General features: G+C 37.1%; 11 protein-coding genes. 10 read left to right on the plus strand and 1 reads right to left on the minus strand.

Going from position 1 to position 16,333, the window contains the following annotated elements:
* From secE to VBZ51_RS16380, 9 genes are all read left to right on the plus strand, one after another.
* A complete protein-coding gene (gene secE, locus VBZ51_RS16340) occupies positions 1-189 on the plus strand; it encodes a preprotein translocase subunit SecE (RefSeq protein WP_058106000.1) in 189 nt (62 codons plus the stop codon).
* A 7-nt stretch (positions 190-196) separates the two neighbouring features.
* Complete coding sequence (nusG, locus tag VBZ51_RS16345; protein ID WP_058106001.1) at positions 197-748, plus strand: transcription termination/antitermination protein NusG; 552 nt, start codon at positions 197-199, stop codon at positions 746-748.
* A gap of 79 nt (positions 749-827) precedes the next feature.
* Positions 828-1,265, plus strand: a complete 438-nt coding sequence (gene rplK / locus VBZ51_RS16350) for a 50S ribosomal protein L11 (RefSeq protein WP_058106002.1) — start codon at positions 828-830, stop codon at positions 1,263-1,265.
* Positions 1,266-1,283: 18 nt separating this feature from the next.
* Complete coding sequence (gene rplA, locus VBZ51_RS16355; protein WP_416577604.1) at positions 1,284-1,973, plus strand: 50S ribosomal protein L1; 690 nt, start codon at positions 1,284-1,286, stop codon at positions 1,971-1,973.
* Between the two features lie 25 nt (positions 1,974-1,998).
* Positions 1,999-2,514, plus strand: coding sequence for a 50S ribosomal protein L10 (gene rplJ, locus VBZ51_RS16360; RefSeq protein ID WP_058106004.1), 516 nt, complete (start codon positions 1,999-2,001; stop codon positions 2,512-2,514).
* 51 nt (positions 2,515-2,565) lie between these two features.
* A complete protein-coding gene (rplL, locus tag VBZ51_RS16365) occupies positions 2,566-2,943 on the plus strand; it encodes a 50S ribosomal protein L7/L12 (RefSeq protein WP_058106005.1) in 378 nt (125 codons plus the stop codon).
* A gap of 134 nt (positions 2,944-3,077) precedes the next feature.
* A complete protein-coding gene (gene rpoB, locus VBZ51_RS16370) occupies positions 3,078-6,887 on the plus strand; it encodes a DNA-directed RNA polymerase subunit beta (protein WP_058106006.1) in 3,810 nt (1,269 codons plus the stop codon).
* Positions 6,888-6,949: 62 nt separating this feature from the next.
* On the plus strand, positions 6,950-11,248 hold the full coding sequence (gene rpoC / locus VBZ51_RS16375) for a DNA-directed RNA polymerase subunit beta' (RefSeq protein ID WP_416577605.1): 4,299 nt from the start codon (positions 6,950-6,952) through the stop codon (positions 11,246-11,248).
* Between the two features lie 58 nt (positions 11,249-11,306).
* On the plus strand, positions 11,307-11,621 hold the full coding sequence (locus VBZ51_RS16380; protein WP_058106008.1) for a DUF3467 domain-containing protein: 315 nt from the start codon (positions 11,307-11,309) through the stop codon (positions 11,619-11,621).
* Positions 11,622-11,651: 30 nt separating this feature from the next.
* On the opposite strand, the gene VBZ51_RS16385 is transcribed toward VBZ51_RS16380, so the two are convergent.
* Positions 11,652-13,241 carry a peptide chain release factor 3 gene (locus tag VBZ51_RS16385; protein WP_058106009.1) on the minus strand — a complete coding sequence of 530 codons (1,590 nt, stop codon included), beginning with the start codon at positions 13,239-13,241 and terminating at the stop codon, positions 11,652-11,654.
* 496 nt (positions 13,242-13,737) lie between these two features.
* On the opposite strand from VBZ51_RS16385, the gene VBZ51_RS16390 reads away from it, so the two are divergent.
* On the plus strand, positions 13,738-16,333 hold a 2,596-nt coding region (locus VBZ51_RS16390; protein WP_416577606.1), incomplete at its 3' end, for an Ig-like domain-containing protein.

Genomic DNA, 16,333 nt, shown 5'->3' on the forward strand with positions numbered 1-16,333 from the left:
ATGTTCACATATATAAAAGAATCCGTTGAAGAGTTAAGGAATAATGTTACTCTTCCTTCACGTGCAGAATCATCTAATTTGATGGTTGTTGTAGCTGTGTTTTCTATCCTTTTTGCTTTGGCTACTTGGGGTGTGGATACGGTCTTTAGTAAAGTGATAAAAGCATATTTCAACTACGTTTTAAACTAATAGGACTATGTCAGAGGTTTTAGAGAAAAAATGGTACGTTGTACGAGCTGTAAGTGGTCAAGAGAATAAAATCAAAGGATACATTGAAAGCGAAGTAGAGCGTCATGGTTTTTCAGACTATTTAGAGGATGTTCTTGTTCCTACTGAAAAGGTAGTTCAGATTAGAAACGGCAAGAAAATTAATAAAGAAAGGGTTTATTTTCCTGGGTATATCATGATCAAAGCCAATTTAGGTGGGGAGATGGTGCATATCATCCGTTCAATAACCAATGTTATTGGGTTTTTAGGAGAAACTAAGGGAGGAGATCCTGTTCCTTTGAGAAAAAATGAGGTTAACCGTATGCTTGGTAAGGTAGATGAGTTAGCTGTGAATACGGATAGTGTTGCAATTCCATTTGTTTTTGGTGAAACAGTTAAGGTAATTGATGGTCCTTTTAATGGCTTCAATGGAACTGTCGAGAAAATTAATGAAGAAAAACGCAAGCTAGAGGTTATGGTTAAGATTTTTGGTAGAAAAACGCCATTAGAGCTTAGCTATATGCAAGTAGAGAAGATTTAAGTATTTAGATTAAGTGTTACATACATATAATTAAAGTAGTGTTGCTTCCGTAAACACGCTTTTAATTTAATTTTAAACAATGGCAAAAGAAGTAGGTAAAGTAGTTAAACTACAAGTTAGGGGAGGTGCAGCGAATCCATCGCCACCGGTTGGACCCGCCTTAGGTGCTGCTGGTGTTAACATTATGGAATTCTGTAAGCAGTTCAACGCTCGTACGCAGGATAAACCAGGTAAAGTATTACCAGTTGTTATCACCGTTTACAAAGATAAGTCTTTCGACTTCGTTGTAAAAACACCACCGGCGGCAATTCAGCTATTGGAAGCGGCTAAGATTAAAAAAGGATCTGGCGAACCTAACAGGGTGAAATTAGGTAGTGTTACCTGGGACCAAATCAAGGCGATTGCCGAAGATAAAATGGTTGACCTTAATGCGTTTACAGTTGAATCTGCAATGAGTATGATTGCTGGTACTGCACGTTCAATGGGTATGAAGGTAGCTGGTAAAAGACCTTTTTAAAATCTTAAAAGTAATTAAATGGCAAAGTTAACGAAGAAGCAAAAGGAGGCGCATTCTAAAATAGAGAAAGATAAACTATACTCTGTTGCAGAAGCTTCTGCTTTAATAAAAGAAATTACCAATACAAAGTTTGATGCATCAGTAGATTTAGCGGTTCGTTTGGGTGTAGATCCAAGAAAAGCTAATCAAATGGTTCGTGGTGTGGTAACATTACCTCATGGAACTGGTAAAGATGTAAAAGTTTTGGCTTTGGTAACCCCAGATAAAGAAGCGGAGGCTCAAGAGGCAGGTGCTGATTATGTTGGGTTAGATGAGTATTTGGAAAAAATTAAAGGCGGTTGGACAGATGTTGATGTTATTATCACAATGCCAAGCGTAATGGGTAAATTAGGACCGTTAGGTCGTGTATTAGGACCTAGAGGTTTAATGCCTAATCCAAAAACAGGTACTGTAACTATGGATGTAGCAAAAGCTGTATCTGAAGTTAAAGCAGGTAAAATAGATTTTAAAGTTGATAAAACAGGTATCGTACATGCTGCGATAGGTAAGGCTTCTTTTTCCGCTGATAAAATAGCGGATAATGCTAAGGAGTTGTTGGATACTTTGAATAAGATGAAGCCAACTGCGGCAAAAGGTGTTTACATGAAAACTATTTTCATGTCTAGCACTATGAGTCCTAGTTTGCAATTAGATCCAAAGTCAGTTTAACAGCTGGTAGTTAAAAATTAATAGTATGACAAGAGAAGAAAAAGCAACGGTTATAAAAGATTTGACTACGCAGTTGGCAGATAGTGCCACTATTTATGTGGCTGATATTTCTGGTTTGGATGCAGGTACAACTTCTGATTTAAGAAGAGCTTGTTTCAAAGCTAATATTAGACTGGCTGTAGTTAAAAACACATTGCTTGCTAAAGCAATGGAGGCTTCTGAAAAAGAATTTGGTGAATTACCTGAAACGTTAAAAGGAAATACTTCTTTAATGTTTTCAGATGTAGCCAACGCTCCGGCAAAATTGATAAAGAATTTTAGAAAAAAATCTAATAAACCTTTATTAAAAGGAGCTTTTGTTGAAGAAGCAATTTACATAGGTGATGAGAACTTGGATGCGTTAGTAAGCATTAAGTCTAAAGAAGAGATGATTGGTGAGATTATTGGATTGTTACAATCTCCAGCCAAAAATGTTATTTCTGGACTTAAGTCTGGTGGTGGTAAAATCGCTGGTATCCTTAAAACATTATCTGAAAAATAAGTACGCACAATAAACTAAGTATATTTTAAAAATTTTATTAAACGATAGAAAATGGCAGATTTAAAAGATTTCGCAGAACAATTAGTTAACTTGACAGTAAAAGAAGTAAACGAGTTAGCTGATATATTAAAAGAAGAGTACGGTATTGAGCCTGCAGCAGCAGCAGTAGCAGTAGCTGCCGGTGGTGGTGGTGAAGCTGGTGAAGCAGCAGAGGAAAAAACTGAATTCGATGTTATTTTGAAAGCAGCAGGTGCTTCTAAGTTAGCAGTTGTAAAATTAGTTAAGGAATTAACTGGTTTAGGATTAAAAGATGCTAAAGATATCGTTGATAGCGCACCAAAAGCTGTTAAAGAAGGTGTTACTAAAGACGAAGCTGAAGGTATCAAAAAATCATTGGAAGAAGCTGGAGCAGAAGTTGAGCTTAAATAATAGCAACAACCATATTACTTTTGGTTTAGGTCTTTGCGCTTTTTTTGCGTTTAGACCTAAGCCTTTTTATAGAATTAGGTATATTAAGAAGTATACAACCCAACTAGTACTCACGATCAAAACACTGTCCGTAGATGTTCACAAATAATACTGAAAGAATAAGCTTTGCTTCTGCAAGAAACACACCGGACTATCCGGATTTCTTAGATATTCAGATTAAATCTTTCCAAGACTTTTTTCAACTTGAGACTAAATCAGATGAAAGAGGTAATGAAGGTCTTTATAATACCTTCATGGAAAATTTCCCAATTACTGATACCAGAAATCAGTTTGTATTGGAATTCCTTGATTATTTCATAGACCCACCTAGATATTCTATCCAAGAATGTATAGAGCGTGGTCTTACTTATAGCGTTCCCTTAAAAGCTCGTTTAAAATTATATTGTACAGACCCAGAGCATGAAGACTTTGAAACTATTGTACAAGATGTTTACTTAGGTACAATTCCTTACATGACACCTAGTGGTACTTTTGTTATCAATGGTGCTGAGAGAGTTGTAGTTTCTCAATTGCATAGATCTCCAGGGGTTTTCTTTGGTCAGTCTTTCCATGCAAACGGGACAAAATTATATTCTGCAAGAGTAATTCCTTTTAAAGGATCTTGGATAGAATTTGCTACCGATATCAACGGCGTAATGTATGCTTATATCGATAGAAAGAAAAAATTACCGGTTACTACTTTGTTTAGAGCTATTGGCTTTGAACGTGATAAGGATATATTAGAGATTTTTGACCTTTCTGAAGAGGTGAAGGTTTCTAATGCCGGTCTTAAAAAAGTACTAGGTCGTAAATTAGCGGCAAGAGTATTGAACACTTGGCATGAGGATTTTGTTGATGAGGATACTGGTGAGGTAGTATCTATTGAGCGTAATGAGATTGTTCTTGACCGTGATACTATTTTAGAAAAGGAACACATAGCTGAAATTATTGATGCTGATGTAAAAACTATTCTTTTACATAAAGAGAATAATGCTCAGTCAGATTATGCTATAATTCACAATACACTACAGAAAGATCCAACGAATTCTGAAAAAGAAGCCGTTGAGCATATCTATCGTCAATTACGTAATGCGGAGCCGCCAGATGAGGAAACGGCACGTGGTATTATTGATAAATTATTCTTTTCTGATCAACGTTATAACTTAGGTGAAGTTGGTCGTTATAGAATGAACAAAAAATTACAGTTGGATATTGGAATGGACAAGCAAGTCTTGACTAAAGAAGATATCATAACTATTATAAAATATTTAATTGAGTTAATAAACTCAAAAGCTGAAATTGATGATATTGATCACTTATCTAACCGTCGTGTAAGAACTGTAGGTGAACAATTATCTTCTCAGTTTGGTGTTGGTCTTGCGCGTATGGCAAGAACAATACGTGAGCGTATGAACGTTCGTGATAATGAAGTGTTTACACCAATTGATTTGATTAATGCTAAGACGTTGTCTTCAGTAATTAATTCTTTCTTTGGTACGAACCAATTATCTCAGTTTATGGATCAAACGAATCCTTTGGCAGAGATTACGCACAAAAGAAGATTATCGGCATTAGGTCCAGGTGGTTTATCAAGAGAGCGTGCAGGTTTTGAGGTTCGTGATGTTCACTATACACACTACGGTCGTTTATGTCCTATTGAAACTCCTGAAGGTCCAAACATTGGTTTGATATCTTCATTGTCGGTGTTTGCGAAAGTAAACCCAATGGGCTTCTTGGAAACTCCTTATAGAAAAGTGGAGAATTCAGTAGTAGACTACAAAAACTATACTTATTTAAGTGCTGAGGAAGAAGAAGGAATGAAAATAGCTCAGGCTAACATTCCAATGAAGGAAGATGGTACTATAGATGCGGAAAAAGTAATTGCTAGGGAAGAAGGTGATTTCCCAGTTGTAGATCCATCGGAAATTCAATATACCGATGTTGCTCCTAATCAAATTGCTTCAATTTCTGCTTCCTTGATTCCGTTCTTGGAACATGATGATGCAAACAGGGCTTTGATGGGATCTAACATGATGCGTCAAGCAGTTCCTTTGTTGAAACCACAATCTCCAATTGTTGGTACTGGTCTTGAGCGTCAAGTTGCTTCAGATTCAAGAGTATTGATCAATGCTGAAGGAGATGGGGTTATTGAGTATGTTGATGCTCAAAAAATCACTATCAAATATGATAGAACTGATGAGGAAAGATTAATCAGTTTTGAAGAAGATAGCAAGACTTATTTCTTGGTGAAGTTTAGAAAAACCAACCAAGGTACTAACATTAACTTGAAGCCAATTGTACAAGTAGGTGATAGAGTTAAGAAAGGACAAGTTCTTTGTGAAGGTTATGCAACTGAAAAAGGAGAATTAGCATTAGGTAGAAACTTAACCGTTGCATTTATGCCATGGAAGGGGTATAACTTTGAGGATGCAATTGTAATTTCGGAGAAAGTTGTACGTGAAGATATTTTTACATCTATTCATGTTGATGAGTATTCTCTAGAAGTTAGGGATACTAAATTAGGAGCGGAAGAACTTACACATGATATACCTAACGTTTCTGAAGAGGCTACAAAAGACTTAGATGAAAATGGTATGATTAGAATAGGTGCAGAGGTTAAACCTGGTGATATTTTAATTGGTAAGATTACACCAAAAGGAGAGTCTGATCCAACTCCTGAAGAAAAATTATTACGTGCCATATTTGGTGACAAAGCTGGTGATGTAAAAGATGCTTCATTAAAAGCGTCACCTTCTTTAAGAGGTGTTGTTATTGATAAGAAATTATTCTCTAGATCAGTAAAGGATAAGAGAAAACGTTCTGAAGATAAAGAAGAACTATCTAAATTAGAATTGGAATACGAAGTGAAATTCCAAGAATTAAAAGATATTCTTGTTGAGAAATTATTTACTATAGTAAATGGTAAGACCTCTCAAGGTGTTCTTAATGATTTAGGTGAAGAAGTATTACCTAAGGGTAAGAAGTATTCAATGAAAATGTTGAATTCTGTTGATGATTTTGCTCACTTAGTAGGTGGTAGTTGGACAACGGATGCAGATACAAATGCATTGGTAGCTGATCTTCTTCATAACTATAAGATCAAGCTTAACGATTTACAAGGTAACTTAAGAAGAGATAAGTTTACTATATCTGTTGGTGATGAATTGCCTGCTGGTATTATGAAACTTGCTAAGGTGTATATCGCCAAAAAGCGTAAGCTTAAAGTTGGTGATAAAATGGCAGGTCGTCATGGTAACAAAGGTATTGTTTCAAGAATTGTTCGTCACGAAGACATGCCTTTCTTGGAAGATGGAACACCAGTTGATATTGTATTGAATCCGTTAGGTGTACCTTCTCGTATGAATATTGGTCAAATCTATGAAACAGTTTTAGGTTGGGCTGGTCTTAAGCTTGGAAGAAAATATGCTACACCAATTTTTGATGGGGCAACTTTAGAGGAGATAAACAAGTATACAGATGACGCGGGTATTCCAAGATTTGGACATACTTACTTATTCGATGGTGGAACCGGTCAACGTTTTGATCAACCTGCAACAGTAGGTGTGATCTATATGTTGAAACTTGGTCACATGGTAGATGATAAGATGCACGCACGTTCAATTGGACCATACTCTCTAATTACACAACAACCATTGGGTGGTAAAGCTCAGTTTGGTGGTCAGAGATTTGGTGAAATGGAGGTTTGGGCATTAGAAGCTTATGGTGCATCTGCAACTTTACGTGAGATACTTACAGTTAAGTCCGATGATGTAATTGGAAGGGCTAAGACTTATGAATCTATTGTTAAAGGAGAAACAATGCCAGAGCCTGGTTTACCAGAATCTTTCAACGTTTTAATGCACGAACTTAAGGGATTAGGTTTGGATATTAGACTGGAAGAATAGTTCAATAGTTAGTATTGAAGACTATTAAGTAAAACAAATTAAAACATTATCAGAACGCTATTATGGCTAGAATAAAAGATAATAACCAAGTAAAAAGGTTTGATAAAATTTCCATAGGTTTAGCTTCTCCAGAATCTATTTTGGCAGAATCTAGAGGTGAAGTTTTAAAGCCGGAAACAATTAACTATAGAACTCACAAACCAGAACGTGATGGTTTGTTCTGTGAGCGTATTTTTGGTCCTGTTAAGGATTATGAATGTGCTTGTGGTAAATACAAGCGTATTCGTTACCGTGGTATCGTTTGTGACCGTTGTGGTGTAGAGGTAACGGAAAAGAAAGTTCGTAGAGATCGTGTAGGTCATATTAACTTGGTGGTACCAGTAGCTCATATTTGGTACTTCCGTTCTTTACCTAATAAAATAGGTTACCTTTTAGGTTTACCTTCCAAGAAATTGGATATGATTATTTACTACGAGCGTTACGTAGTAATACAACCGGGTATCGCTAAAGGACCTGAAGGTGAAGAAATCAATAAAATGGATTTCTTGACAGAAGAAGAGTACTTGAATATATTAGATACTATTCCTCAAGAAAATCAATATTTAGAAGATACTGACCCTAATAAGTTTATTGCTAAAATGGGTGCAGAGTGTTTAATCGATTTGTTGGGTAGAATAAATCTTAAAGAACTTTCTTTTGAGTTAAGACACAAAGCAAATACTGAGACTTCAAAGCAGAGAAAAACTGAAGCTTTAAAGCGTTTGCAAGTAGTTGAGGCACTTAGGGAATCTCAAGAAAATAGAGAAAACGAACCAGAATGGATGATTATGAAGGTAATTCCGGTGATTCCACCAGAATTACGTCCATTGGTACCATTAGATGGTGGACGTTTTGCAACATCAGATTTAAATGATCTTTATAGAAGGGTAATTATTCGTAATAACCGTTTAAAAAGATTGGTTGAAATAAAGGCTCCTGAAGTAATTTTACGTAATGAAAAACGTATGCTTCAGGAAGCGGTAGATTCTTTGTTCGATAATACGAGGAAAGCGTCTGCAGTAAAAACGGAATCTAATAGACCTTTAAAATCTCTTTCAGATTCATTAAAAGGTAAACAAGGTCGTTTCCGTCAAAACTTACTTGGTAAGCGTGTAGATTATTCTGCTCGTTCGGTAATTGTTGTAGGACCAGAGTTGAACTTATATGAATGTGGTCTTCCAAAAGACATGGCTGCTGAACTTTACAAGCCTTTTGTAATCAGAAAATTGATTGAAAGAGGTATCGTAAAAACAGTTAAGTCCGCTAAGAAAATTATAGATAAAAAAGAGCCTGTAGTTTGGGATATTTTGGAAAATGTATTGAAAGGTCATCCTGTATTATTGAACAGGGCTCCTACTTTGCACCGTTTGGGTATCCAAGCTTTCCAACCTAAATTAATAGAAGGTAAAGCAATTCGTCTACACCCATTGGCATGTACTGCATTTAATGCGGATTTTGATGGGGATCAAATGGCGGTTCACTTACCATTAGGGCCAGAGGCTATTCTAGAAGCACAGTTGTTGATGCTTGCTTCTCAGAACATATTAAACCCTGCTAATGGTTCGCCGATTACTGTACCATCACAGGATATGGTCTTGGGTCTGTATTACATGACCAAAGAGCGTAAATCAACTCCAGAAGTTCCAATTATCGGTGAAGGTTTAACATTTTATTCTGCAGAAGAAGTAGAGATAGCTTTTAATGAAGGTAAAGTAAATCTTAATGCTGGTATAAAGGTTAGAGCTAAGGATTTTAATGAGGAGGGTGAATTGGTTAATCAAATTATACCTACAACTGTTGGGCGTGTTTTATTTAATAAAAACGTACCAGAGGAAGCGGGTTATATTAACCAAGTATTGAACAAGAAGGCATTAAGAAATATCATTGGTGATATTTTAGCCGTAACAAGTGTTCCTGCAACTGCAGCTTTCTTGGATAAGATTAAGACTATGGGGTATGAATTTGCCTTCAAAGGTGGATTGTCCTTTAGTTTAGGTGATATTATTATCCCGGCTGAAAAAATGGATATGATCGGTGAGGCCAATGGTCAGGTTGATGGCATTATGGCTAACTATAACATGGGTCTTATTACTAATAACGAGAGATACAATCAGGTTATTGATGTATGGACATCAACAAATGCTATGTTGACTGAGTTGGCTATGAAACGTATCCGTGAGGATCAGCAAGGTTTCAACTCGGTGTATATGATGCTTGATTCTGGTGCAAGGGGTTCTAAGGAACAAATTCGTCAGTTAACAGGTATGCGTGGTTTGATGGCCAAGCCTAAAAAATCAACAGCTGGTGGTGGAGAAATTATTGAAAACCCTATTCTTTCTAACTTTAAGGAAGGTCTTTCAATTTTGGAATACTTTATTTCTACACACGGTGCACGTAAAGGACTTGCGGATACGGCATTGAAAACTGCGGATGCTGGTTACTTAACGAGAAGACTTGTTGATGTTTCTCAGGATGTTATTATTAACACCGAAGATTGTGAAACATTAAGAGGGGTGGAAGTTCAGGCACTTAAGAAGAATGAAGAAGTTGTTGAAAGCTTAGGTGAAAGAATTTTAGGTCGTGTTTCTCTACATGATGTATATAACCCAATGACAGAAGAATTGGTTCTTCAAGCGGGTCAACAGATTATGGAAGCCGATGTTAAGAGAGTGGAAGCATCTCCTATTGAAAAAATAGAAGTACGTTCAGCACTTACATGTGAAGCTGAGAAAGGTATTTGTGCTAAATGTTACGGTAGAAACCTTTCAACCAATAAAATGGTACAAAGAGGTGAAGCTGTTGGTGTTGTGGCCGCACAATCAATTGGTGAGCCGGGTACACAACTTACACTTAGAACATTCCACGTAGGTGGTATTGCAGGTAACATTTCTGAGGATAATAAATTAGAAGTAAGATTCTCGGGTATTGCTGAAATTGAAGATTTAAGAACGGTTACAGGTGAAGGTTCTGATGGTAAACCAGCAGAGATCGTAATTTCTAGAACAACTGAGATTAAAGTTGTTGATGCCAAAACCGGTATTACTTTGAGTACAAGCAATATTCCTTATGGGTCTCAGTTGTTTGTGGAAAATGGAGCTAAAGTTGTAAAGGGCGATGTAATTTGTTCTTGGGATCCATATAACGGGGTAATCGTTTCTGAATTCCCAGGTAAAATTGCTTATGAGAATATTGAGCAAGGTGTTACTTATCAAGTTGAAATAGATGAGCAAACAGGTTTCCAAGAGAAAGTAATTTCAGAATCTAGAAACAAGAAGTTGATACCAACTTTATTGATTCAAGATGCTAAAGGTGAAACATTACGTTCTTACAACCTACCGGTAGGTTCTCATATAATGGTTGATGATGGCGATAAGATTAAAGAAGGTAAGACTTTGGTTAAGATTCCACGTAAATCTGCAAAAGCGGGTGATATTACAGGAGGTCTTCCAAGAGTAACCGAATTGTTTGAAGCTAGAAATCCATCTAACCCTGCAGTTGTATCTGAGATTGACGGTGTTGTTTCTTTCGGTAAAATAAAGCGTGGTAATAGAGAGATAATCATTGAATCTAAATTAGGTGAGGTTAAGAAATATCTTGTGAAATTATCTAATCAGATCCTGGTACAGGAGAATGATTATGTAAGAGCAGGTATGCCATTGTCAGATGGATCAATTACACCAGAGGATATTTTAGCAATAAAAGGTCCTTCCGCTGTACAACAGTACTTGGTAAATGAAGTTCAGGAAGTTTATAGACTGCAAGGGGTGAAGATTAATGATAAGCACTTTGAAGTAGTTGTTAGACAGATGATGCGTAAAGTAAGAATTCAAGATCCAGGTGATACTATCTTCTTAGAGAATCAATTGATTCATAAAGATGATTTCATTAAAGAAAATGATGAAATCTTTGGTAAGAAAGTAGTAATGGAAGCTGGTGATTCTGACAATCTTAAACCGGGTCAAATTGTAACTCCAAGAGAGTTAAGAGATGAAAACTCGTTGTTAAGACGTGGAGATAAGGCATTGGTTGAGGCAAGAGATGCAGTTTCTGCAACGGCAACTCCAATCCTTCAAGGTATCACTAGAGCATCGTTGCAGACGAAATCATTTATTTCTGCTGCATCGTTTCAAGAAACGACTAAGGTATTAAATGAAGCCGCTGTAAGTGGAAAAGTAGATACTTTAGAAGGTCTTAAGGAGAATGTTATCGTTGGTCATAAGATTCCTGCTGGTACAGGTATGCGAGACTATGATAGTATTATCGTTGGGTCCAAAGAAGAATATGATGAGATAATGGCCAGAAAAGAGGCATTAAGATTCTAATTATAATAATGACCCTCAAATTTTATTTGAGGGTCATTTTTTTTAATATGATATAAACATGAGTGAACATAAGAACCCAAATCAAAAGCAGATAAATATTGAATTGGACGAAAAAATGGCAGAAGGTATATACTCTAATCTAGCTATTATTAATCATTCAGTTTCTGAATTTGTGGTTGATTTTATTAGTATGATGCCAGGAGCTCCAAAGGCAAAAGTTAAAAGTAGGATTATTTTGACTCCTCAACATGCTAAAAAGTTTTTAAAAGCTTTAAACGATAATGTACAACGTTTTGAGAAAGCACACGGAACAATAAAGGATTATGAGCAACCTTCAATACCAATTAATTTTGGTCCTACAGGAGAAGCATAAAAAAAGCCCAATTTTTAAATTGGGCTTTTTTTATTCAAATTCAGAAGTAAAATGTAGTTTAACTGATGGATATTTTTGCTGGGTCATTTGAAGGGAGAATTGAGAATCTGCTAAAAATACCAATTGACCTCTCTTGTCCTTTGCAAGGAACTTTTGCTTAACTCGTTCAAATTCCTTGAATTCATCTGATTTTCTGTTTTCGGTACCTACCCAACATGCCTTATATACGTTGAAATTTTCATAGCTACATTTGGCGCCATATTCATGTTCCAGCCGGTATTGGATAACTTCAAACTGTAATGCACCCACGGTACCTATAACTTTTCTGCCATTCATTTCTAAAGTAAATAATTGTGCAACACCCTCATCCATTAATTGGTCTATTCCTTTATTTAGCTGTTTGGATTTTAATGGGTCTGCGTTATTAATATATCTAAAATGTTCTGGTGAAAAACTAGGTATGCCTTTATAATGTAAGGTTTCGCCTTCCGTTAACGTATCACCAATTTTAAAATTACCCGTATCATGAAGACCTACAATATCACCGGGATAAGAAATATCAACTATTTCCTTTTTTTCTGCAAAAAAGGCATTAGGACTTGAAAATTTTAAATTTTTACCATGTCTTACATGTAAGTAAGGTTTATTTCTTTCAAATGTACCAGATACAATTTTAATAAAAGCAAGTCGGTCTCTATGTTTAGGATCCATGTTTGCATGTATTTTAAATACGAACCCGGTCATAGCTTTTTCGTTTGCTTCTACCAAACGTTCTTCAGCATTTTTAGAACGTGGTGTAGGGGCAATTTGGATAAAACAATCTAATAATTCCCGAACTCCAAAATTATTAAGGGCGGATCCAAAGAAAACTGGCTGTTGATCACCTTTTAAGTATAGTTCTTTGTTGAATTTTGGATACACGCCCCATACCAATTCAAGGTTATCCCTTAATTCCGATGCGGCGTTGCTTCCTATAATTTTGTCCAGTTCAGGATTTGTAACGTCATCAAAAGCAATCGTTTCTTCAATATTCTTTTTACTATCTCCACTAAAAAGATTAATATTTTTTTCAAAAATGTTGTAAATACCTTTAAAATCATAGCCCATTCCAATAGGAAAACTTAACGGAGTAACGGAAAGTCCAAGCTTTTGTTCTAATTCATCCAATAAATCAAAAGCATCTTGACCTTCTCTGTCCAATTTATTAATGAATACGAGCATTGGAATTTTCCGCATTCGACAAACTTCTACTAGTTTGACTGTTTGTTCCTCTACACCTTTAGCAACATCAATTACAACTATGACACTATCTACAGCGGTAAGGGTTCTAAAAGTATCTTCGGCAAAATCTTTGTGTCCTGGGGTATCTAAAATGTTAATTTTCTTGTTCTTGTAGTTAAAGGCAAGAACAGAGGTTGCGACGGAAATACCTCTTTGTCTTTCAATTTCCATGAAATCACTGGTCGCGGATTTTTTTATTTTATTGTTTTTTACGGCACCCGCTTCTTGAATGGCACCTCCAAAAAGTAATAGTTTTTCAGTAAGTGTAGTTTTACCAGCATCGGGGTGTGAAATGATACCAAAGGTTCTTCTTCGTTCTATTTCTTGTTTGAAGGTCATATAAAAAATTTGTGCAAAAATAAGATAAAATAGATTCTTACCATTTAAGAAAGCTCAGTGATAATTTAAGTAAGATGTATTCAATGTAGACTATATACATGATATTTGAATATTATTTACAATTGTTTTAATGAATATGATCTATATTGCTAGATTGATCGTATTTAAAAGAAATGTTAATATATTGACAACTGTTTGTCCATTTTTTATGCAGATTGCCTATTGAATTTGAGGGTTAATCGAAAAAGAATTTGAGTTAAATTCATTTTAATATATCTTAGCAACGTTTTAATAAGACTGCCCCACTTTCTTATCGAAAACATTAAAAACACTACCATTTGCCATGGTGATTAGTAAAACACTAACACTTATGGGTAAAATTACTTTTTTAAAAATTAATAGGTTTTTCTTAAATAGTACTAACTATTTATATTCTACTTTCCTTACAGTTTTCTGCGTCATTAATTTGTTTGGTAGTCAAGCTAAATTACCTAGTATGTTATCCACAAACGCTATAGAAAGTGAGGTAGAATGCACGGTACATGATTCCAAGGAAATCAGTTCTCAGGATTTAGGTGTTCAAAATGGTATTGATAATGGGACTTTAGCTGTAAATAACGTTGATGTTAGTTATAAATGGGGTTTGCCAGAAGGTAGTATTTTGATTAGTATGACCGGTGGTAGTACGTTTAATTCTGGGTTGTTCATGGTTCAGAATGGTAAGAAAATAAATTTTTCTATAACGGGGTCTGTACCTGTTAAAATTACGGCTAAACACTCTGAGTTAGTTGCAGGGAATAGTACTGATGGTATTATTGCTTTAGATGGAGTTGTTTATGAATTTACAAATACCATACTCGCAGATGGTCTTACTTCAGGTATGAATGGTAATAATTATTTTGTACATAACAATACCAATGTCTTAGTTGATGAGCATGAAAGATTTACATGGGAATCTCAAGAAGTAGCTAGTCAAATTGAATTTTATACAACTTCGCACTTGAAAAGTGCAGTAATTTTATTTTTGAAACCGATTGTTTGTCAAAATGAAATTGATACGGACGGGGACGGAGTTCCGGACAGTGCGGATCTTGACGATGATAACGATGGTATCCTGGATACGGAGGAAGATTCCAACCTTGACGGTGACAATGATCCTTTAACGGATCCGCTGGATACAGATAACGATGGTATACCGAACCACTTGGATATCGACAGTGACGATGACGGTATACCCGACAACGTGGAGGCACAGACCACCGATGGTTATATAGCCCCTAACGAGGACGATGCGGCGACCTACGCTTCCAATGACGGTGTGAACAGTGCATATCCTGACGGATTGGTTCCTGTGAACACGGATGGTACGGATAATGTGGATTATCTTGATGACGATAGCGACAACGATCTGGTTCCTGACAATAATGAGGGCAACGACTTTAATTTTGACGGAGTTCCTGACCAGACCTACACCGGTATCGATACCGATGGTGACGGTCTGGACGATGGTTACGAGGGTTTCGATGTGAACGATGGATTCGATGTGAACGATGAGATCGATGATCCGGCGAACGACCTACCGGATACGGACGGTACAGAGGATGTTAACTACCGTGATCTTGACGACGATGGTGACGGCGTTGATACCCCTGACGAGGATGTCGATAATGATGGCGACCCGACCAATGATGATAGTGACAATGACGGTACTCCGGATTATTTGGACCCTGATAGCCCGGGTCCGGATACGGACGGGGACGGAGTTCCGGACAGTGCAGATCTTGACGATGATAACGATGGTATCCTGGATACGGAGGAAGATCCCAACCTTGACGGTGACAATGATCCTTTAACGGATCCGCTGGATACCGATAACGATGGTATACCGAACCACTTGGATATCGACAGTGACGATGACGGAATACCCGACAACGTGGAGGCACAGACCACCGATGGTTATATAGCTCCTAACGAGGACGATGCGGCGACCTACGCTTCCAATGACGGTGTGAACAGTGCTTATCCTGACGGATTGGTTCCTGTGAACACGGATGGTACGGATAATGTGGATTATCTTGATGACGATAGCGACAACGATCTGGTTCCTGACAATAATGAGGGCAACGACTTTAATTTTGACGGAGTTCCTGACCAGACCTACTCCGGTATCGATACCGATGGTGACGGTCTGGACGATGGTTACGAGGGTTTCGATGTGAACGATGGATTCGATGTGAACGATGAGATCGACGATCCGGCGAACGACCTACCGGATACGGACGGTACAGAGGATGTTAACTACCGTGATCTTGACGACGATGGTGACGGCGTTGATACCCCTGACGAGGATGTCGATAATGACGGCGACCCGACCAATGATGATAGTGACAATGACGGTACACCGGATTATTTGGACCCTGATAGCAATGTTGATCTAGATGTAGTAGACGATGCTGTGAGCACTCCTGTGAATACACCGATAGAAATCGATATATTGGATAATGATTTCGGTATTCCAACCGATGGAACGTTAACGGTTACCGACCCTTCTAGTGGAACGGTTGAAGTTAATGACGGAGGAACGCCGGATGATATTTCGGATGATACGATTACCTATGTTCCAAATGATGGTTTTGAAGGTGCCGATACTTTCGAATATACCGTATGTGATTTAGAAGGTAATTGTGATACTGCAACAATTACGATTACGGTAGGGGAGCCTATTGAATTAGATGTTGTAGACGATGCCGTGACCACTCCTGTGAATACACCGATAGAAATCGATATGTTGGATAATGATTTCGATATTCCAACCGATGGAACTTTAACGGTTACCGACCCTTCTAATGGAACGGTTGAAGTTAATGACGGAGGAACGCCGGATGATATTTCGGATGATACGATTACCTATGTTCCCAATGATGTTTTTGAAGGAACCGATACTTTCGAATATACCGTATGTGATTTAGAGGGTAATTGTGATACTGCAACAATTACGATTACGGTAGGGGAGCCTATTGAATTAGATGTTGTAGACGATGCCGTGACCACTCCTGTGAATACACCGATAGAAATCGATATGTTGGATAATG

It is taken from the genome of Maribacter sp. HS, assembly GCF_048059195.1.
Lineage (GTDB): Bacteria > Bacteroidota > Bacteroidia > Flavobacteriales > Flavobacteriaceae > Maribacter > Maribacter dokdonensis.